This window comes from Streptomyces sp. NPDC054872 (assembly GCF_053610705.1).
In genome coordinates this window covers 37,749-57,391 of sequence record NZ_JBSGYY010000038.1, presented here as the reverse complement: position 1 = coordinate 57,391, position 19,643 = coordinate 37,749, and the positions used below count along the sequence as shown (strand labels likewise).

The following is a 19,643-nucleotide window of genomic DNA, read 5'->3' as shown; positions in this document are numbered from 1 at the left end:
CCCGGCCCCGGGCGTCCGGTTTCCCGGCGCCCGGCGGCGGGTGCCCCGCACGGGGTGCGCCATGGAGGCGGTTACACCGTGTGCTTGTCCGCTTCCGTCAGCGCTACGTCCAGCGCCGCGAGGCCCTCCTTGGCCTCCGTGTCCGTGATGTTGCACGGGGGGACCACGTGGGTGCGGTTCATGTTGATGAAGGGCCACAGGCCCTGCTTCTTCGCGGCGGCGCCGAACGCGGCCATCGGGGCCGCCGCCTCGCCCGTGGCGTTGTACGGGACGAGGGGCTCGCGGGTCTGCTTGTCCTTGACCAGCTCCAGGGCCCAGAACATGCCGAGGCCGCGGACCTCGCCGACGCTCGGGTGCCGCTCGGCGAGCTCCGCGAGGGCGGGGGCGATGATCTCCGTCCCGACGCGGGCGGCGTTCTCGACGACGCCCTCGTCCTCCATGACGTTGATCGTCGCGACGGCGGCGGCGCAGGCCAGGGGGTGCCCGGAGTAGGTGAGACCGCCCGGGTAGGGCCTGCGGGCGAACGTCTCGGCGATGGCGGAGGAGATCGCGACGCCGCCGAGCGGGACGTAACCGGAGTTCACGCCCTTCGCGAAGGTGAGCAGGTCGGGCACGATCCCGCCGTCGAAGTGATCGGCGGCGAACCACTTGCCCGTGCGGCCGAAGCCCGCCATCACCTCGTCGAGGACGAAGACGATGCCGTGGCGGTCGCAGATCTCGCGCACGCCCTTGAGGTAACCCGGCGGCGGGATCATGATGCCCGCCGTGCCCGGGACGGATTCGAGGATGATCGCCGCGATCGTCTGCGGGCCCTCGAAGGCGATGGTGTCCTCGAGGTGCTGGAGGGCTCGCTCGCACTCCTGCCGCTCGTTCTCGGCGTAGAAGGGGCTGCGGTAGAGGAACGGCGCCCAGAAGTGGACGACGCCCGACGTGCCGTTGTCGGAGGCCCAGCGGCGGGGGTCGCCGGTGAGGTTGATCGCGGTGGAGGTGCCGCCGTGGTACGAGCGGTAGGCGGAGAGGACCTTGGGGCGGCCGGTGTGCAGGCGCGCCATGCGGGTCGCGTTCTCCACGGCCTCGGCGCCGCCGTTGGTGAAGAAGATCTTGTCGAGGTCGCCGGGGGTCCGCTCGGCGATGAGGCGTGCGGCCTCGGAGCGGGCTTCCACGGCGAAGGCGGGGGCGAAGGTCGTCATCTCGGCCGCCTGCTTCTGGATGGCGGCGACGACCTTGGGGTGCTGGTATCCGATGTTGGTGAAGACGAGGCCACTGGTGAAGTCGAGGTAGCGGTTGCCGTCGTAGTCCCAGAAGTACGAGCCCTCGGCGCCGGCTACGGCGAGGGGGTCGATCAGCTCCTGTGCGGACCAGGAGTGGAACACGTGCGCGCGGTCTGCTGCCTTCACGGCGGCGCCGACCTGGGGGTTCGGGTTCGGCTGAGGGGTCATGTGGGCGAGGGTAAATGTCCACGGAGTGGACGGGACATGGGCGGTCTGTTTCGCGGGGGCGGGGGGCACTGGACAGTGTGTCGGGGCCGTTCGTCCTCAAACGCCGGACGGGCTGAAAGACCAACCACCGGCCGGGCTGGAAAACCGAACGCCGGGCGGGCTGGATCAATCGTCCGCGTCCGCCACCACCCTCGCCCGCGGCTCCCCGCCCTCCCCGCAGCGGATCTCGTACGGCAGATCGTCCCGCTCGTCGTCGTCATCGCTCGGTTCCGCCTCCAGGCGGGCCACCACGCCCGGGCCCCGTTCCACGTCGTCGTCGATGTGGAAGCCGTCCGCCGGGCTCCACGAGACGAGATACACCGTCCCGTCGTCCCTGCACTCGACCGTCGCCGTCCCGCCCGTGAACCGCAGGGTGGAGCGGTCGGGGGGCGTCTTCGAGGGCGTCGCGGACGGCGAAGGCGACGCGGGCCGGGAGGAGGAGGCCGGTGGCGACGCCGATGTCGCCGCGAGCGCTCTCTCCACCGCGCCCTCGTCCAGGGGACGGCTGTGTGCCGCGCCGCCGCCGTCCGAAGTGGCCAACTGCCAGGCGCCGAGCGCCCCGGCGGCCGTACCCACCCCGACCCATGCCGCGGTCACCACCGCGCTCCGCCACTTCCTCATCGGGCCACTGTGCCGCACAGTTTCCTAACGCCCGGTTAAGAGCTGCCCAAAGCACCTGACTACGGTGGATGTATGGCCCATCTTCTTGTCGTGGAGGACGATCCCCAGCTGCGCGGCGCCCTGGTGCGGGCCCTGCGCGACAAAGGGCACGCCGTCGCCACCGCGCCCAGCGGCATGGCGGGCCTGGACGCGGCGGTCACTCACCGCCCCGACCTCGTCGTGCTCGACCTGGGGCTGCCGGACGTGGACGGCGGGCAGGTCCTGCGCATGCTCCGCGCCGTCAGTGACGTACCCGTCATCGTCGCGACCGCGCGCGACGACGAACCGGAGATGGTGGCGATCCTGGAGGACGGGGCCGACGACTACATCGTCAAGCCGTTCGGCGCCGCCCAGTTGGACGCCCGCGTCAAGGCCGTCCTGCGCCGGCTCGGCTCGCCCGACGTGGCGGAGGAGCCCCTGCGTGTCGGGGGCCTGGCCATCGACCCGGCCTCCCGCGAAGTCACCCTGGACGGCCGCCCCTTGGATCTCACCCCGCGTGAGTTCGACCTCCTCACCTACCTCGCGCACCGCACCGGCCAGGTGATATCCCGTCGCGAACTCCTCGCCGAGGTCTGGCAGCAGCCCCTGGGCGGCGCCGACAAGACGGTGGACGTCCACCTCTCGTGGCTCCGCAGAAAACTCGGCGAGACGGCTCAGGCCCCCCGCTACCTCCATACGGTCCGCACGGTGGGCGTGAAGCTGACCCCACCGGAGGCGTCCGAACCGGAGGCGTCCGACGGCGCGGAAACCCCCGCCCAAGGCCCCGGGGCCCGCTGATGCGGCGCAGGCTCCTCCTCCTCACCGCCGCCACCACCGCCCTCGTGCTCACCGCTCTCCTCGTGCCCCTCACGCTCCTCACCCGCACTCACGCCGCCGACCGCACCACCGCCGAGGCCACCGCACGTGCCCAGTGTGTGGCGCATGCGCTCGGGCCCGCGCTCGCCGGTCCCGACGAGCGCGAGACCGCCGAGCAGACCGTGGAGAGCGTCAACACCCAGGATCTGCCCACCACCTCGATCGTCCTCGGGGACGGCGCCGTCATCGGGCCGGGGCCCAGGGGCCGCGTCTCGGACGCCGTCCGTCTGGCCCGCACCGGCCGCGCCTTCACCTACGAACCCTCCACCGGTGGCCGTCAGGTCCTCGTCCCCGTCCAGGGCGCGACCGGCGGCACCGCCGTCGTGCAAGTCACGGTGACCGAGCGCCAGTTGTACGCGGGCACCATGACGTCCTGGCTCGTGCTCGCCGGGATCGGGGTCGGCCTCGTACTCATCGGGCTGCTCCTCGCCGACCGCCTCGGCGCCCGTCTGGTCGGCGCCACCCGCCGTTTGGCCGGCACCGCGGACCGGCTCGCCGCCGGCGACCTCACGGCACGCGCCACTCCCGAGGGCCCGCCCGAACTGCGCCTCGTCGCGGGCGAGCTGAACCGCCTCGCCACCCGCATCGACGAACTCCTCGCCGCCGAGCGCGAGAACGCCGCCGACCTCGCCCACCGCCTGCGTACCCCCGTCGCCGCCCTGCGACTGGACGCCGAGACCCTCCGCGACACCGAGGAGGCGCACCGCATCGCCGCGGACGTCGCCGCCCTGGAGCGCAGTGTCGACGACGTGATCCGCAAGGCCCGCAGGACCTTTAGGGACGCCCCGTACGCGGACCTGGCCGCCGTGACGCGCGAACGTGCCACGTTCTGGCTGCCGCTCGCCGAGGATCAGGGGCGCACGACCGAGATCGCGGCCGGGGAGGACGCGCGCCCCGTTCCCGTTCCCGAGGACGATCTGGCCGCCGCCATCGACGCCCTCATCGGCAACGTCCTCGACCACACCCCCCAGGGCACCCCGCTCCGCATCACCGTCCGCGCCACCCCGGCGGGCAGGACCGAGCTCACCGTCGCCGACGAGGGCCCCGGTCTCCCGCCCACGTACGCGGCCGCACGCGGCGCCAGCGGCGGCGGCTCCACCGGACTCGGCCTGGACATCGCGCGCCGCACGGCCGAGGACGCCGGCGGCACCTTCGACATCACGTCGGACGCCACCCGCGGCACCCGCGTGACCCTCACCTTCCCGCAGGCGCCCCCGCGGCCCGCGGAAACGCGACCCGGACGGCCCGGGCCCACCGGTTGACCCCCAACTCGGGCCGCAGCGCGGCGAACCCGCCGCAGTACTTCGTGAAGTCCGCGGCCCGCACCCCGTACCGGTGAAGCACCCGGTCCGCCTCCGTCAGATGCCCCTTCGTCTTGGTCTCCACCAGGACGAGCCCGGAGTCGGCCGCCACCGACCGCCCGGTGGCCACGTCCCGCACGACGAGCCCCGCGTCGCAGGTGATCCGCTGGCCGTCGGCCACGAAGGTCGCCCGCTGGTACTCGGTGACCAGCGCCCTGGTCAGCCCGCCGGGCGCCTCGATCCCGTACGACCCGCTCAGCACCCCGGCGAGGAACCCCTGCCGCTCGGCGTCGAGCACGCGGTCCTCGCCCCGGAGACGCTGGCGGTGCTTGACCGTCTCGCCGCGGCCGCTCTTCAGCTTGATCTCGAACTGCCGCTCCCCGCTGTCCTGGTAGACGCGCTCCCGGATGCGGTAGCGCAGCCGTCTGCCCTGCCGGTGGTGGTGGTAGGTCAGGAGATCGGGGGTGTCGTAGTACGTCGAGTGGTAGCCGAACCAGCGCTTGCCTCCGATGCTCAGGGCCCGGAAGGGGCCCGATGCGCGGCGCGGGTCCGTGAGCAGCGCGGCCAGGTCGTCGAAGATCTCGACCGGCACGAGGTAGCTGTTGTCGTAGCGGGCGAGCAGCTCCGCCCGCGCGTTCACCTCGTCAAGCGCGATGGGGTGCGCGGCGAGCGCGGCCCGTCCGATGGCGCGTACGGCGGGGTTCACACGGTCTCCTTCTGGTGGGGGACGGCAGGCGTGCGGGACCGGGTCGTGCGGCGTCGTGGTGTCGTACGTACGAACTCCCCGGACCGCTCCGAAGGTTCCGGTTGCCGGAAACGGACTTCCAGAACCATCAGGTCCCGTACGTAGTCGACTTCCCGGACGTTCCAGCCGAGCGGCTGCCCGAGGCGCCGCGCCAGTTCGGCGCGGAGCTCGGTCTCCTCGCGGTACACGGCGTCCAGGGTGACGACCGCGCGCCGGTCACCGGCGAAGAGGCGGGGGTGGTCGGCGCCGTACATCACCAGGAGCAGCACCGCCGCGAGCCCGGCGGCGACCGGCAGGTCCAGGCCCGGAAGCCCGCAGAGGAGACCCAGGACGAGGGTGATGAAGTAGTACGCCACTTCCTGGTGCTGCAGGGCGTCCGAGCGGAGCCGCACGATGGAGAGCACCCCGAAGAGCCCGAACCCGAGCGCGAGCCCGCCGTTGCCGCCTGCGCTCGCGAGGGCGGAGACGACCGCGAAGAGCGCGACGTTCAGGGCGAGATAGGCGGGGACCAACTCCCTTCTGCGGTGCCGCGGATAGAAGACCCCGAAGGTCAGGAGGGTCACGGCCACCAGGTCGAGGCCGAGGTGGGCGGCCATCTGTCCGAGGTTCTCTGCGCTGTCCATGACCAGGACGCTAGGGATCGGCGGGTTAAGGGCGCCCCCGGTGAGGGTTAACGGGCCGGAGCCGGATCCTCGCACACTATTGACAGCATGCTGTCGAGATGACAGCATACTTACATAACAGCCCGACGGAGCCCAGCCAACGGAGGCAGCCATGTCCCGCAAGCCCGTGCACCTCGCCGTTTACGACACGCTCGCCGACTGGGAGACCGGATTCGCCACGGCGTTCCTCGCCCGCGCCGGATACGAGATCCGCACCGTCGCCGCGGACCCGTCGGCGCTCGTCACCACGGCGGGCGGCGTCCGCATCCAGCCCGACCTGGCCCTCGCCGACCTGCGGCCCGAGGACAGCGCGCTGCTGATCCTGCCGGGCGCCGACCTGTGGGACGCGGGCGACGACCTGGCCCCCTTCGGCCGCACGGCCCGCGCCTTCCTCGACGCGGACATCCCGGTCGCCGCGATCTGCGGGGCCACCGCCGGCCTCGCCAAGGAGGGGCTGCTCGACGACCGCGCGCACACCAGCGCGGTGTCGTTCTACCTCGCGGCCACCGGCTACAAGGGCGGCGAGCGGTACGTGGACGTGGACGCCGTCACCGACGGCGGGCTGACCACGGCGGGGCCGACCGAACCCGTGGCCTTCGCGCGGGAGATCCTCGGGCGGCTCGGCGCCTTCGAGGGCGCGAAACTCGACGCCTGGTACCGCCTGTTCCACGACTCGGACGCCTCCGCCTACGAGGTGCTCGAAGCGTGAGCGGCGACGCGGACCGCGGGGTGCGGGAGCAGCAGGAGCTGTTCTCCCGCACCGCCCTCGGGGTCTTCAGGCTCAACGGACAGTTCCTCTCCGTGGCGGACGACCTTGCCAAGCCGGGCGGGCTCACCGCCGCCTGGTGGCAGGTGCTCGGCGCCGTCCTGCGCGAGCCCCTGCCCGTCGCCGGGATCGCCCGCTCGATGGGCATCACCCGGCAGAGCGTGCAGCGCATCGCCGATCTGCTCGTGCGGCGCGGCCTCGCCGAGTACGTGCCGAACCCCGCCCACCGCCGCGCCAAGATCCTGCGCCCCACGGACGAGGGCCTGGCCGCCGTCCGCAGGATCAGCCCCGGGCACGCGGACGTGGCCGCGCGGCTCGCGGAAGCACTCGGCGAAGAGGAATTCGCGGAGACCGTACGGGTATTGGAGCGGCTTTCCGAAGTGCTTGCCGGGAAAGTCCTTCCCGGCATGGAAGGAAATGCGGCGGCGGATACGGAACAACCCGTTACGGAGCCGTAGCAGGCAGTCCGCACCCCGATGTCCTGCCGCCCCACTATCCTCGATCTGTTGCACACCAACGGGGGAGGTCGGCGCGGCGATGGAGAAACTGGGTTCCGGGGATCCACAGCGAATAGGCGCCTATCGACTGCTCGCGCGACTCGGCGCGGGCGGCATGGGACACGTTTATCTCGCGCGATCCGACCGAGGACGGACGGTCGCGGTGAAGCTCGTGCGGGAAGAGCTCGCCGAGCAGGAGGAGTTCAGGAACCGCTTCCGGCAGGAGGTGCAGGCGGCGCGGCGGGTCGGCGGCGCGTGGACGGCGCCGGTGCTCGACGCGGACACCGAGGCGGCGATCCCGTGGCTGGCCACGGGATATGTGGCGGGCCCCTCCCTGCAGAGCGTCATCTCGCAGGACCACGGGCCGCTGCCCGAGCGGTCCGTGAAGATACTGGCGGCCGGGCTCGCCAACGCGCTCAAGGACATCCACGCGGCGGGCCTCATCCACCGCGACCTCAAGCCGTCGAACGTGCTCGTCACGATCGACGGGCCGCGCGTCATCGACTTCGGCATCGCCCGCGCCCTCGAAACCGTGACCGACGGCGGCCTGACCCGCACCGGCGCGCTCGTCGGTTCGCCCGGCTTCATGGCGCCCGAGCAGGTGCGGGGCGACCGGATCACCCCGGCCTGCGACGTGTTCTGCCTGGGTTCGGTCCTCGCGTACGCGGCTTCGGGCGCGCTGCCGTTCGGCACGGCCAACAGCGGCGTGCACGCGATGATGTTCCGTATCGCGCAGGAGGAACCGGACCTTCAGGGGCTGCCCGAGGAGCTGGCCGAGCTGGTCGGCGACTGCCTGCGCAAGAACCCCGCCGACCGGCCGACGCTGGCCCAGCTCCTCGAGCGGACGGGGGCCGAGGACACGCTCGGCGACGGCGGCCGGACCCGGGACCCTTGGCTGCCGGGCGCGCTGGTGGCCCAACTGGGCCGCCACGCCGTGCAGTTGCTGGACACGGAGAATCCGGACGAGGGCGGCGCGGAGGCACCGTCCACGCAGGACCCCTCGGCGAAGGACCCCTCGGCGAAGGGTCCCGGTGCGCCGGTGTCGCTCGCGCCGCCGAAGGAGCTGGCCGCGGGGAGCGGGGGCGCCGCTTCCCACTCCGCCGGGGGACAGGCCGGGGCCGCGGCGGCCGGATCCGCAGCAGCCGCAGCCGGAGCCGCGGCGGCCTCCGCAGCCGCCGGGGGGAACGGCGCCGGGCCGGCGCCCGCCGCCGGTGACACCCCGCCGCCGCCGGGCAGGCCGGGCGAGGCGACCCCCCTGGACCACCTCCCCACGATGATCACCGGGCAGACACCGCCGCCCACTCCCCCGCCAGGGCAGGCGTACGGCTATCCCCAACAGCACCCCCAGCCACAGCAGCACCCCCAGCAACCGCCCGGCTACGGCTACCCCCAGCAGGGCCCGTACGGCCCCACGCCCCCGTACGGCCCCACACCTCCGTACGGCCCGCTTGTCCACCCTCAGGGCGAGCCCCCGCGCCGCAGTGGCCGGTCCACCGCCGCGCTCATCGCGGTCGCCGTCATAGTGGCCATCGGAGCGGGCGGCACGGTGTACGCGGTGATGAAGGGCGAGGGCAGCACGAAGGCGGGCGGCACGAGCTCCGACTCGCCGTCCAACAGCGCGCCCACGACGCCGGGCACGCCCTCCGACGGCGGCTCATCGGAGCCCGACGACCCGCCCACGTCACCGGCGTCGGAGGACAAGGGCAAGGAGGAGGGCACGGTCCCGGACAAGTTCCTCGGCACCTGGAGCGGGTCCATCCAGAACAACCTGGGCAGCAACTCCCGTCAGCTCGTCCTCCAGCAGGGAGAGGTCGGCGACACCGTCATCTCGATCACGGCGGACGGCCCGACCGACACGGGCGGCACGTATCACTGCGTGTTCCAGGGCAAGTTGGAGTCGGTGAGCGGCAACACCCTGCGCATCGGGCCGACGGACGTGATCGTCGGGCAGCCCGCGAGTTCCTGCAGGCCGGGCCAGGCGAGCACGGTGACGCTGCTCTCGAACGGCAGGCTGCACCGGGAGAACACGGGCACGGACAAGGGCCTCACCTACGACAAGGAGGGCTGAACCAGCCGCCTGACGTGCCGAGTTGAACCCCGGGCGAACAGATCACGTCCGGACGGACAAGCGGGGTCCGACGCCCGGCACCGCCGCCTACCGTGCCGCCCATGAACTGGTTGAGCACCGAAAACATCATCGCCGTGCTCGCCATCCTGGTCGGCATCGCCGGCGCGTTCGTCCCCGTGCTGCTCGAACGCCGCGTACCGCGCCGCAAGCGCATCGGCTACCGCAAGCAGATGGACACGGCGATAGGCGACAACGTCCGTACGGGCGACGCCAACGCGCGTCTCGGCCTCTTCGACGAGGCCCCCGAGATGTCGGACGCGACGCTGGTGCTGCTCCGCGTCGAGAACGACGGCTCGCTGCCGATCGACGTGGCCGACTACACGGGCCGCTCGCCGCACGGCCTGACGGCGGTCTTCGAGAACCGCACGATCCGCGCGGTGGCGGTGACGCTGCCGCCCGAAGCGGACCATCTGATGGAGCACTTCGCGCCCGGCACGGGCCTCGGCTACGAGTCCGGCAGGCTGCACATCCCGCGCGTGCCGCTCAACCGGGGCGAGTACTACAAGCTCCTGGTCCTGCTGACCGGCGGCCCCGTGGACAGCGGATACACGGTCATCGGCGGCATCCAGGGCGGCGAGACGCACGAGAACCACAGCGCCGCGCCCGACGAGAAGCCGCCCGTCTTCAGCAGGCTGTCGCAGCGGGTGGCCATCGCGCTGAGCCTGGTGATCCTCGGCCTCGCGGGCCTCATCCTGCGCCCCGACGCCGAGCCGCCGCCGTCGTACTGCGAGACGGGAAGCCTCACCCTGACCGGGTCGACCGCGTTCCAGCCGGTGGCCACCGAGCTCGCCGAGAAGTACATGAAGGCCTGCGAGGGCTCCGACATCGAGGTGAGCGCGCACGGCAGCCGCGGCGGCGTCAGGGAGCTTGCCGCGACGGACACCGGGCCCGGCGAGGGCTCACCACCGGTGATCGCCTTCTCCGACGGGCCGCGCCCGGGCAGCTACACGCAGCTGAGCGAGACGCGGGTGGCGGTCTCCCTGTTCGCCCTCGTCCTCAACGAGAGGGTGCCGGTCGAGAACCTCTCCACGAGGGACGTACGCCGCCTCTTCACCGGCGAGATCCGCAACTGGAAGGAGCTGCGGGGCGGCCCCGACCTGCCGGTGGTCCTGGTCAGCCGGGGGTCGAGCTCCGGTACGCGGGTCACCCTCCAGCAGCGGGTCCTCAAGGGCGCCCCGGAGATCCAGGAGTCGTCGAGCGACTGCCTCACGAAGGACATCGGACCCCGGGCGCCCGTGATCCGCTGCGAACTCGACTCCACGGAACAGGTCCTGGACACGGTCGCCGCCACCCCGGGCGCGGTCGGCTACAGCGAGCTGCGCGACACGACCGCCCTCAAGGGCGTGCGCCGCGTGAGCCTGGACGGCCACACCCCGACCATCGACCACATCCAGTCCAGCGGCTACCCGTACCGCGAGATCGAGTACGCCTACACCTACGGCAGCCCGCCCGCCGACTCGCTGGCGTCGAGCTTCCTCGCGTACGCGATCCGCGGAAACGGACAGGACGTGGTCCGCACCCACGGGCATCTGCCGTGCCAGACGCCCGTGGGACTGCGGATGTGCGGGGAGAACCGATCCGCTAGATGAACGAGTTGATCTCGATCGTCTCCGTGCGGCCCGGGCCCACACCGATCGCGGAGATCGGGGCGCCGGACATCTCCTCCAGGGCCTTCACGTAACCCTGCGCGTTCTTCGGCAGGTCGGAGAAGGTCTGGGCCTTGGTGATGTCCTCGGACCAGCCGGGGAGGTACTCGTAGACGGGCTTCGCGTGGTGGAAGTCGGTCTGGTTGTACGGGAGTTCCTCGACGCGCTTGCCGTCGATCTCGTACGCCACGCAGACCGGGATCTGCTCCCAGCCCGTCAGGACGTCCAGCTTCGTGAGGAAGAAGTCCGTCAGGCCGTTCACGCGGGTCGCGTACCGCGCGATCGGCGCGTCGAACCAGCCGCAGCGCCGGTCACGGCCGGTCGTGACACCGCGCTCGCCGCCGATGCGGCGCAGGTCCTCGCCGTCCTGGTCGAAGAGCTCGGTCGGGAACGGGCCCGCGCCGACACGCGTGGTGTACGCCTTCAGGATGCCGATGACGCGGCTGATCTTCGTCGGGCCGACGCCCGTACCCGTGCAGGCGCCGCCCGCGGTCGGGTTCGAGGAGGTGACGAAGGGATACGTGCCGTGGTCCACGTCCAGGAGCGTGCCCTGGCCGCCCTCGAACAGGACGACCTTGTCCTCGTCGAGCGCGTTGTTGAGGATCAGCGTGGTGTCGGCGACGTACCGCTTGATGTTCTCGCCGTGCTCCAGGAGCTGCTCGACGATCTGGCCGACCTCGATGGCGCGGCGGTTGTAGAGCTTGGTGAGGAGCTGGTTCTTGACCTCGAGGGCCGCCTCGACCTTCTGCTCCAGGATCGACTGGTCGTAGAGGTCCTGGACGCGGATGCCGGTGCGGTTGATCTTGTCGGCGTACGTCGGGCCGATGCCGCGGCCCGTCGTGCCGATCTTGCGCTTGCCGAGGAAGCGTTCCGTCACCTTGTCGACGGTCACGTTGTACGGCGTGATGATGTGCGCGTTACCGCTGATCAGCAGCTTCGACGTGTCGACGCCGCGCTCGTTCAGACCGCTCAGCTCGGAGAGCAGGACCGACGGGTCGACGACGACTCCGTTGCCGATGACAGGCACGCAGTCCGGGGAGAGAATCCCGGAAGGGAGGAGATGCAGCGCGTACTTCTGGTCGCCTACGACGACCGTGTGGCCGGCATTGTTGCCGCCCTGGTATCGCACCACATAGTCCACGGAGCCACCGAGCAGGTCAGTGGCCTTTCCCTTGCCTTCGTCACCCCACTGAGCACCGAGCAGCACAAGTGCGGGCACAGGCGTACACCCCTTCCGGGCGGGGCATGTCCAAGGTCAGGGGCCGTAGCCGCCATATGGGTGTGCCTTGGATGCTGCCCCGGAATAGACGAAGCCCCTGGCGCAATAGCGCAAGGGGCTCTTGCACAAAGATGCTACCCGAGGACTCAGAAAAGGGGCGCACGTTGTCGGCTCGCGACCAGCTGCTAGTCGTCATCGACCCGGTCGCCCGGCGCACGGACGGTGAGTCGGTAAGGATCGCGAAGGACGTCCTCGGCGCGGGCGCGTCCGTTCGCGTCTGCCTGCCCGAGAGCCCCGAGGACTTTGCGAAAGCCCTGGCCAGACGGGGTGCGCGGCGCCCTGTGGTGATCGGTGACGACCGTGCTCTGGCGCGGGCCGTGGGGGTGCTCCACCGGGAGCGGGAACTCGCGCGATGCGCACTCTCCGTAGTTCCCGTGGGCGCCTCGCAAACGCTCGCGCGGGCGCTCGGAGTGCCCGCCGGGGCGGTCGCGGCGGCGCGTGCGGTGCTCGAAGGGGCCGAGCGGCGGCTGGATCTGCTCGTCGACGACCGGGACGGAGTGGTCCTCGGGGAGCTCCGGATCCCCTCGGTCGTCGCCTCGGTCCCCGGAGGCATACCGATGGACGGCCACCCGTGGCTGCGGACCTGCCAGTCCTTCGTGCGCACCCTCGCCGCGCGGCCCGCGCGGGTGGCGTCGGCGCCGGGGCCCGCTCCGGCGCGACTGCGGGTGGAGGCCGACGGGGTGGTCGTGGTGGACCTGGACCAGCCGGTCGAGGGGGTCTCGGTGAACCCCGCCGAGGACGGCCTCGCCGAGGTGGAGGTGCGCCCCTCGTCAGTGGGCGCCGAGGCGTCGCCGCTGCGGGTGCGGGCCCGGACGGTGACGGTGTCGGGGGCGGATTTCCGCTACCGGGCGGACGCGGTGGTGGGCGGTCCCGTGCGCACGCGTACGTGGTCGGTGCGGGCCAGTGCCTGGGGCTTGACGCTGCCTGTCTGACGCTGTGTCGCCGCGCGCCTGCCCTGAAGCGCTACTTGCCGAACAAGCTCTCCCGGCGCACTCGCCAGCGTTCCATCATGGCTTCGAACTCTTCCTGCATGAACTCGAAGAAGGCGAGCGTCTCGGCCAGGCGCTGCCCCGCCGGGGTGTCGGGGCCGAGGCTGGAGACACCGTCGCGCAGGGCGGCCTCCCAGCGCTTGAGCACCCCTTCCCGGCTGCCCAGCGCCTCGTACCACTGGTTGCTGTGCACCCGGAAGATGTCCCGGCGCGAGCCGGGCTCGCGCTCCCGGGTCACCATGTGCTGCTGCGTGAGGTAGCGGACGGCGCCCGATACGGCTGCCGGGCTGACCTGGAGCCGCTCGCCGAGCTCCGCCGATGTCAGCGCTCCCGAGTCCGATGCGAGGAGCGCCGCGAAGATCCTGGCGGGCATCCTCGGCATGCCCGCCTCGACCAGCTGCGAGGCGAACTGTTCGACGAAGCGGCCGACGAGCTCGCCGTCCCGGTCGCCCGGCAGCGGCGCCGGCTCCTTGGGCATGTACTGATCCTCTCCTCGGTGCGGTTGCGCGGTCCTCCAGCGCACCCAAGTTTATACGCTTCCTTAACTTCACAACTTTGTGAAGTTCGCGTACGTTCTGAAACATGACGAAGGCAATCACCGTCTCCGGACTGCACAAGTCGTTCGGCCGCACACACGCGCTGGACGGTCTCGACCTGGACGTCGAGGCGGGCGAGGTGCACGGCTTCCTCGGACCCAACGGCGCCGGGAAGTCCACGGCCATCCGCGTCCTCCTCGGCCTGCTCCGCGCCGACTCCGGCGCCGCCCAGCTCCTCGGCGGGGACCCGTGGAGTGACGCGGTCGCACTGCACCGGCGCGTCGCGTACGTCCCCGGCGACATCACCCTGTGGCGCAACCTCTCCGGCGGCGAGGTCATCGACCTCTACGGGAAGCTGCGCGGCGGCCTCGACCGGGCCCGCAGGGCGGACCTCGTCGAGCGGTACGAACTCGACCCGACCAAGAAGGGCCGCACGTACTCCAAGGGCAACCGGCAGAAGGTCGCCCTGGTCGCCGCCTTCGCGTCCGACGTCGACCTGCTGATCCTCGACGAGCCCACCTCCGGGCTCGACCCGCTCATGGAGGAGGTCTTCCAGGCGTGCGTCGAGGAGGAACGGGACAGGGGCCGCACCATCCTCCTGTCCTCGCACATCCTCAGCGAGGTGGAGACGCTCTGCGACCGCGTCAGCATCATCAGGAAGGGGCGGACCGTCGAGTCCGGCTCGCTCGCCGAGCTGCGCCATCTGACGCGGACCAGCGTCACCGCCGAGCTCGCGGGGCCGCCCAACGGGCTCGCGCGGCTGCCCGGCGTCCACGATGTCGACGTGTCCGGGCATCGCGTCACACTCCAGGTCGACACCGACAAGCTGGACGCCGTACTGCGTTCGCTCACCGAGTCCGGGGTCCGCTCGCTCCTCTCCACACCACCGACGCTGGAGGAACTCTTCCTGCGGCACTACCAGGACGACGCGGGGGCGGTCGCGCGATGACCGCAGTCACCGGAACTCCGGGCTTCGCTCCCCGCGCCGCCCGCCGACTCGCGGGCACCGGAGCCCTGTTGAGGCTCGCCCTGCGCCGCGACCGCGTCATGATGCCCGTCTGGATCACCGTCGTCGCCGGCCTGGTCCTCGCGATGCCGGGCTCCCTGGAGAAGACGTACGGCACCGCCGCCGAGCGGGCCGACGCCATGCGGTCGATGAACGCCAACTCCTCGATGCGGGCGCTGTACTCGCCGGTGTTCGGGGACTCCGTCGGCGCGCTGTCCGCCTGGCGCATCGGGGTCTACGCCGCGATCCTCGCCGCCGTGATGAGCCTGATCATCGTCGTGCGGCACACGCGCGAGGAGGAGGAGACCGGCCGCCAGGAGATGCTCTCCGCCGCGATGGTGGGGCGGCGTGCGCCACTGACCGCCGCGCTGCTCGCCGCGTTCACGGCGAACGCGGCCGTGGGGCTGCTCGTCGCGGGCGGGATGGCCGGGCAGGGCTCGGCCGGGGCCCTCGCGCTCGGCCTCGGCGTCGCGGGCACCGGCATGCTCTTCGCGACCACGGCGGCGATCGTCGCCCAGCTCACGGAGAGCGCGCGGCTCGCCAAGGGGCTGACGTCCGGGGCGCTGGGGGCCGCATACGTGCTGAAGGCCGCCGGTGACGCCGGGAGCGAGCGCGGGGAGTCCGTGCTGACCTGGCTCTCGCCGCTCGGCTGGACGGAGAATCTGCGGGCCTACGCCGGTGAGCGGTGGTGGGTGCTGCTCCTGACCGCCGCCGCGATCGTGGCGCAGGGCGCGGTCGCGTACGGCCTTGCGGGGCGGCGTGACGTCGGCATGAGCTTCCTGCCGACCCGGCCGGGGCCCGCGAAGGGCGCGATCCGCACGGCGGGCGGGCTCGCGTGGCGGTTGCAGCGGGGCAGCGTGCTGGGCTGGACGCTCGGGTATCTGCTCGCCGGTGTCGTCTTCGGCGGGATGGTCGAGGGGGCGGCGGACATCGTCGGCGACAACCGGAACACCCGGGACGTCATCGAGCGGATGGGCGGCCAGTCCGGCCTCACGGAAGCCTTCCTCGCCACGATGGTCGGCCTGCTCGGGATGGTCGCCTCGCTGTACGTGGTCGCCTGCGTCCTGCGGCTGCACGGCGAGGAGACCTCGCAGCGGGCGGAGCCGGTCCTCGCGGGCGCGGTGGGGCGGCTGCGGTGGGCCGCCGGCCACCTGGTGATCGCCTTCGGCGGTGCGGTGCTGCTGATGCTGGTGGGCGGGTTCGGACTCTTCCTCGGATACGGCAAGGACCTCGGGCCGATCCTGGGGGCGTGCCTGGTGCAGGTGGCGGCGGTCTGGGCGCTGGGGGGCGTCGCCGTGCTGCTCGTGGGGGCGTTTCCGCGGGTGGCGGTGGGGGCGTGGGGGGCGGCGGGGGTGTGCCTGGCGATCGGCTGGATCGGCCCTGCCCTGGACCTCCCGCAGGTGGCGATGGACGTGTCTCCGTTCGGCCACCTCCCGAACGTGCCGGGCTCCGCGATGGAGTGGGGACCGGTGGGGACGCTTCTCGCCACCGCGACGACGCTGGCGGCCACGGGCCTCGCGGGCCTCCGCCACCGCGACATGACCACGTGACGGGCCCGACGCCAACGGCCGGGGAAGGCTTGTTCGCCCAGGCCCAGACGCGGGGCAAACGGGCGGGTGGGCGGGAAGGCCTGTTCGCCCGGGCCCAGACGCGGGGCAAACGGGCAGGTGGGCGGGAAAGGCCCGTTCGCCCGGGGAAGGCCACGGGGCCCCGCCCCCGACGCCCGGTGAAGGCCCAGGGGCCAGCCGTAGTACCTGAGGCGGACCCCGCAGAACCCCTCCCAGAGGGGACGACCCCCCTCCCCCGCCCCCGTACCTTCGTAAGCGTGACTGACGCGACCAAGACCGCCCCCGGCAGCAACCGCAGCCCGGAGTTCCGCCTGGCCATGGGTGCTCTCGGAGGGCTCCGCCAGGACCTCTTCCGTGGTGCCTTCGCCTACCGGCCACTGCCCCAGATGCGTACGGACGGGGTCCTTTCCCGGCGCCTCCCCGCCCGCATACGCCAGTACGCGGGCTGGGCCCCGCACGCGGCGGTCCTCGCCGCCGCCTTCCTCACCTTCCTCATCGGCTACGCGGACGACACCGGCGGCCTCGACTACGTCCTCACCGGGCTCATTCCGGCCGCCGCCGTCGCCATGACCCTGCTCAGGCCCGTCGCCGCCTGGTGGGTCCTGATCGCGACCACGCCCTTCTCCGGCGCCCTCGGCAGCCACTGGGACAGCAGCTATCCGTGGGCCGACAGCGTCTTCTTCGCGCACATCACCGTGATGACGGTGATCACCCTGCGGACCCGCCCCCGGGCCGGCGCGTGGATGTGGATCGGCACGGCGGCGTACGGCATCGCCGCCGAGGTCTTCCTCAGCCCCGGCTACACCACCAACCTCCCGGAGATGCTCTTCGTCTCCGCGCTCGCCCTCCTCGCCGCCTCCCTCGTGCACATCCGCCGCGAGGCCAAGCACGAGGTCAGCGCCCAGCGGACCGTCACCGAGATGGAGCGCGGCAAGCGCACGCTCCTCGAAGAGCGGACGACGATCGCCCGCGAACTGCACGACGTCGTCGCGCACCACATGTCCGTGGTCGCCATCCAGGCGGAGGCCGCCCCCTACCGCGTCGAGAACCCGCCACCGGAGCTGGAGCAGGCGTTCGTCACGATCCGCGAGAACGCCGTGGCCGCCCTGACGGAACTGCGCCGCGTCCTCGGTGTCGTACGCGCGGAGGACTACGAGGCGCCGGACGCCCCGCAGCCCACCCTGGCCGACCTCGACCGGCTCATCGCGAACGTCCGCGAGACCGGCCTCGACGTCGAGAAGATCGTCACCGGAGCCGTCCGCGAACTCCCGCAGGGCGTCGAGCTCTCCGCGTACCGCATCGTCCAGGAGGCGCTGAGCAACACCCTGCGCCACGCGCCCGGCGCCACGGCCCGCGTCGAGGTCGGCTATGTGCTGGGCGGCCTCGGCCTGCGCATCGTCAACGGCCCGGCGACCGGCCTGGTCAAGCCCTCGCCCGGAGCGGGGCACGGTCTCACCGGCATGCGCGAGCGTGTCACGATGCTGGACGGCGAGATGACGACCGCGGAGACCGCCGACGGGGGCTACGAGGTCACCGTCTTCCTGCCGGTCGCGTCCGCGCACGAACCGGCCGGAGGCCAGGAATGACGATCCGCGTACTGATCGCCGACGACCAGATGATGGTCCGCGAAGGCTTCTCGGTCCTGCTCAACGCGATGCCGGACTTCGAGGTCGTGGGCGAGGCCGTCAACGGCCGCGAGGCGGTCGACCGCGTCCGCGAGCTCAACCCGGACGTCGTCCTGATGGACATCCGCATGCCCGAGCTGAACGGCATCGAGGCCACCCGCGAGATCGTCGCGGCCGACGTCACGTCGAAGGTCCTCGTCCTCACCACGTTCGACCTCGACGAGTACGTCTACCAGGCGTTGCGGGCCGGTGCGTCCGGCTTCCTCCTGAAGGACGCCTCGGCACGCCAGCTCGCGGACGGCGTACGGGTGGTGGCCGCGGGCGAGGCCCTGCTCGCGCCCTCCGTGACCCGCCGCCTCATCACGGAGTTCTCCAAGCTGGGCGAGACGCCGCGCCTCTCGGCGACGGTGCAGGCGCAGCAGTACGGCGAGCTCACCGAGCGCGAGACGGAGGTGCTCGTCCTCATCGCCCAGGGCCTGTCCAACGGCGAGATCGCCTCGCGCCTCGTCGTCGCCGAGTCCACCATCAAGACCCACGTGAGCCGCGTCCTGGTGAAACTGGGCCTGCGCGACCGCACCCAGGCGGCGGTCTTCGCATACGAGGCACGGCTGGTCACCCCGGGCTGACGGCCGAGCGGCGGGCAGCCCTTCCCGGCCGGGCCGACAGCGCCTAACGTCCCCCTATGGACGCCCCCCTCGCCGAATTCTCCCCCTGGTCGGCCGAGTTCGTCGCCGACCCCTACCCGGCCTACGCGCGGCTGCGGGCCGCCGGGCGGGTCCACCACTTCGAACCCACCGACCAGTGGCTGATCCCGCACCACGCCGACGTGTCCGCGCTGCTGCGGGACCGGCGGCTCGGGCGCACCTATCTGCACCGTTTCACGCACGAGGAGTTCGGGCGGCAGGCCCCGCCGCCCGAGCACGAGCCGTTCCACGTCCTGAACGACAACGGCATGCTCGACCTGGAGGCCCCGACCCACACCCGCATCCGGCGCCTGGTGTCGAAGGCGTTCACTCCGCGCACGGTCGCGCAACTCAAGCCATATGTACGGGAGTTGGCGGACCAGCTGGTACGGGAGCTGGTGGACGACGGGGGCGGGGACCTCGCCGCCCGCGTCGCCGAGCCGCTGCCCGTCGCGGTGATCGCCCAGATGCTCGGCATCCCGGAGAGCGACCGGGACCAGCTGCGGCCCTGGTCGGCGGACATCTGCGGGATGTACGAGCTGAGCCCGTCCGACGAGACCGCGGGCCGCGCGGTCAGGGCCTCGCTCGCATTCTCCGCGTACCTGCGCGAACTCATCGCCGCGCGCCGCGAGAAGCCGGGCGACGACCTGATCTCGGGGCTCATCGCCGCACACGACGAAGGAGAGTCCCTCAGCGAGCAGGAGATGATCTCCACCTGTGTGCTGCTGCTCAACGCGGGGCACGAGGCGACGGTCAACGCCACCGTCAACGGCTGGTACGCGCTCTTCAGGAACCCCGCCCAACTGGCCGCCCTGCGCGCGGACCCCGGGCGTCTGATCCCCACCGCCGTGGAGGAGTTGATGCGGTACGACACCCCGCTGCAGCTCTTCGAGCGATGGGTCCTCGACGACATCGAGATCGACGGCACCGTGATCCCGCGCGGCAGCGAGGTCGCCCTCCTCTTCGGCTCCGCGAACCACGACCCCGCGGTGTTCGCCGCCCCCGCCGAACTGGACCTGGCCCGCGCCGATAACCCGCACATCTCCTTCAGCGCGGGCATCCACTACTGCATCGGCGCACCCCTGGCCCGGATCGAACTCGCGGCGTCTCTGGGCGCGTTGCTGCGCCGGGCGCCGGGCCTGACGCTCGCCGCGGAGCCCGAGCGCAGGCCCAACTTCGTGATCCGGGGGCTGCGGGAACTGCTCGTGGAGGTCTGAGC

General features: G+C 72.0%; 18 protein-coding genes. 12 read left to right on the top strand and 6 right to left on the bottom strand.

Annotation, left to right across the window (positions count from 1 at the left end):
* Nucleotides 1-71: 71 nt before the first annotated feature.
* Nucleotides 72-1,439 (bottom strand): aminotransferase class III-fold pyridoxal phosphate-dependent enzyme, encoded by a 1,368-nt coding sequence (locus ACWGIH_RS34370; RefSeq protein ID WP_453446121.1) that lies wholly within the window; start codon nt 1,437-1,439, stop codon nt 72-74.
* Between the two features lie 165 nt (nt 1,440-1,604).
* Nucleotides 1,605-2,099 carry a hypothetical protein gene (locus ACWGIH_RS34365; RefSeq protein WP_453446119.1) on the bottom strand — a complete coding sequence of 165 codons (495 nt, stop codon included), beginning with the start codon at nt 2,097-2,099 and terminating at the stop codon, nt 1,605-1,607.
* Nucleotides 2,100-2,171: 72 nt separating this feature from the next.
* On the opposite strand from ACWGIH_RS34365, the gene ACWGIH_RS34360 reads away from it, so the two are divergent.
* Nucleotides 2,172-2,915: a response regulator transcription factor gene (locus ACWGIH_RS34360; protein WP_453446118.1), complete on the top strand. Its 744-nt coding sequence runs from the start codon at nt 2,172-2,174 to the stop codon at nt 2,913-2,915.
* A complete protein-coding gene (locus tag ACWGIH_RS34355; protein ID WP_453446116.1) occupies nt 2,915-4,255 on the top strand; it encodes a sensor histidine kinase in 1,341 nt (446 codons plus the stop codon). The genes ACWGIH_RS34360 and ACWGIH_RS34355 overlap by 1 nt, the downstream gene beginning before the upstream one ends.
* Here ACWGIH_RS34355 and ACWGIH_RS34350 read toward each other — a convergent pair.
* Both ACWGIH_RS34350 and ACWGIH_RS34345 read right to left on the bottom strand, forming a co-directional pair.
* Nucleotides 4,188-5,000, bottom strand: a complete 813-nt coding sequence (locus ACWGIH_RS34350; RefSeq protein WP_453446115.1) for a VTC domain-containing protein — start codon at nt 4,998-5,000, stop codon at nt 4,188-4,190. The genes ACWGIH_RS34355 and ACWGIH_RS34350 overlap by 68 nt on opposite strands.
* Nucleotides 4,997-5,662 (bottom strand): DUF4956 domain-containing protein, encoded by a 666-nt coding sequence (locus ACWGIH_RS34345; protein WP_453446113.1) that lies wholly within the window; start codon nt 5,660-5,662, stop codon nt 4,997-4,999. Before ACWGIH_RS34345 ends, ACWGIH_RS34350 begins: the two co-directional genes overlap by 4 nt.
* A 151-nt stretch (nt 5,663-5,813) precedes the next feature.
* Here ACWGIH_RS34345 and ACWGIH_RS34340 point away from each other — a divergent pair, with 151 nt between their 5' ends.
* From ACWGIH_RS34340 to ACWGIH_RS34325, 4 genes are all read left to right on the top strand, one after another.
* Nucleotides 5,814-6,410 carry a DJ-1/PfpI family protein gene (locus tag ACWGIH_RS34340; protein WP_453446111.1) on the top strand — a complete coding sequence of 199 codons (597 nt, stop codon included), beginning with the start codon at nt 5,814-5,816 and terminating at the stop codon, nt 6,408-6,410.
* A complete protein-coding gene (locus ACWGIH_RS34335; RefSeq protein ID WP_453446109.1) occupies nt 6,407-6,925 on the top strand; it encodes a MarR family winged helix-turn-helix transcriptional regulator in 519 nt (172 codons plus the stop codon). Before ACWGIH_RS34340 ends, ACWGIH_RS34335 begins: the two co-directional genes overlap by 4 nt.
* 79 nt (nt 6,926-7,004) lie before the next feature.
* A complete protein-coding gene (locus ACWGIH_RS34330; protein WP_453446108.1) occupies nt 7,005-9,032 on the top strand; it encodes a serine/threonine-protein kinase in 2,028 nt (675 codons plus the stop codon).
* A gap of 101 nt (nt 9,033-9,133) precedes the next feature.
* Nucleotides 9,134-10,681 carry a substrate-binding domain-containing protein gene (locus ACWGIH_RS34325; protein WP_453446106.1) on the top strand — a complete coding sequence of 516 codons (1,548 nt, stop codon included), beginning with the start codon at nt 9,134-9,136 and terminating at the stop codon, nt 10,679-10,681.
* Here the strand turns inward: ACWGIH_RS34325 and ACWGIH_RS34320 are convergent.
* Nucleotides 10,674-11,957 (bottom strand): adenylosuccinate synthase, encoded by a 1,284-nt coding sequence (locus tag ACWGIH_RS34320; protein WP_344520021.1) that lies wholly within the window; start codon nt 11,955-11,957, stop codon nt 10,674-10,676. The genes ACWGIH_RS34325 and ACWGIH_RS34320 overlap by 8 nt on opposite strands.
* A gap of 131 nt (nt 11,958-12,088) precedes the next feature.
* Between ACWGIH_RS34320 and ACWGIH_RS34315 the strand changes: the two genes are divergently transcribed.
* Nucleotides 12,089-12,949: a diacylglycerol kinase family protein gene (locus tag ACWGIH_RS34315; RefSeq protein WP_453446104.1), complete on the top strand. Its 861-nt coding sequence runs from the start codon at nt 12,089-12,091 to the stop codon at nt 12,947-12,949.
* 31 nt (nt 12,950-12,980) lie between these two features.
* Here the strand turns inward: ACWGIH_RS34315 and ACWGIH_RS34310 are convergent, their stop codons facing one another.
* Complete coding sequence (locus tag ACWGIH_RS34310; protein WP_453446102.1) at nt 12,981-13,484, bottom strand: GbsR/MarR family transcriptional regulator; 504 nt, start codon at nt 13,482-13,484, stop codon at nt 12,981-12,983.
* A gap of 104 nt (nt 13,485-13,588) precedes the next feature.
* Here ACWGIH_RS34310 and ACWGIH_RS34305 point away from each other — a divergent pair, with 104 nt between their 5' ends.
* From ACWGIH_RS34305 to ACWGIH_RS34285, 5 genes are all read left to right on the top strand, one after another.
* The gene (locus ACWGIH_RS34305) at nt 13,589-14,491 is read left to right on the top strand and encodes an ABC transporter ATP-binding protein (protein ID WP_453446100.1); all 903 of its coding nucleotides are present in this window, start codon (nt 13,589-13,591) and stop codon (nt 14,489-14,491) included.
* Nucleotides 14,488-16,098: an ABC transporter permease gene (locus ACWGIH_RS34300; RefSeq protein WP_453446098.1), complete on the top strand. Its 1,611-nt coding sequence runs from the start codon at nt 14,488-14,490 to the stop codon at nt 16,096-16,098. Before ACWGIH_RS34305 ends, ACWGIH_RS34300 begins: the two co-directional genes overlap by 4 nt.
* A gap of 275 nt (nt 16,099-16,373) precedes the next feature.
* Nucleotides 16,374-17,702 (top strand): sensor histidine kinase, encoded by a 1,329-nt coding sequence (locus ACWGIH_RS34295; RefSeq protein ID WP_453446096.1) that lies wholly within the window; start codon nt 16,374-16,376, stop codon nt 17,700-17,702.
* A complete protein-coding gene (locus ACWGIH_RS34290) occupies nt 17,699-18,367 on the top strand; it encodes a response regulator transcription factor (RefSeq protein ID WP_363210464.1) in 669 nt (222 codons plus the stop codon). Before ACWGIH_RS34295 ends, ACWGIH_RS34290 begins: the two co-directional genes overlap by 4 nt.
* A 56-nt stretch (nt 18,368-18,423) precedes the next feature.
* Nucleotides 18,424-19,641, top strand: a complete 1,218-nt coding sequence (locus tag ACWGIH_RS34285; RefSeq protein ID WP_453446094.1) for a cytochrome P450 — start codon at nt 18,424-18,426, stop codon at nt 19,639-19,641.
* Nucleotides 19,642-19,643: the final 2 nt, after the last annotated feature.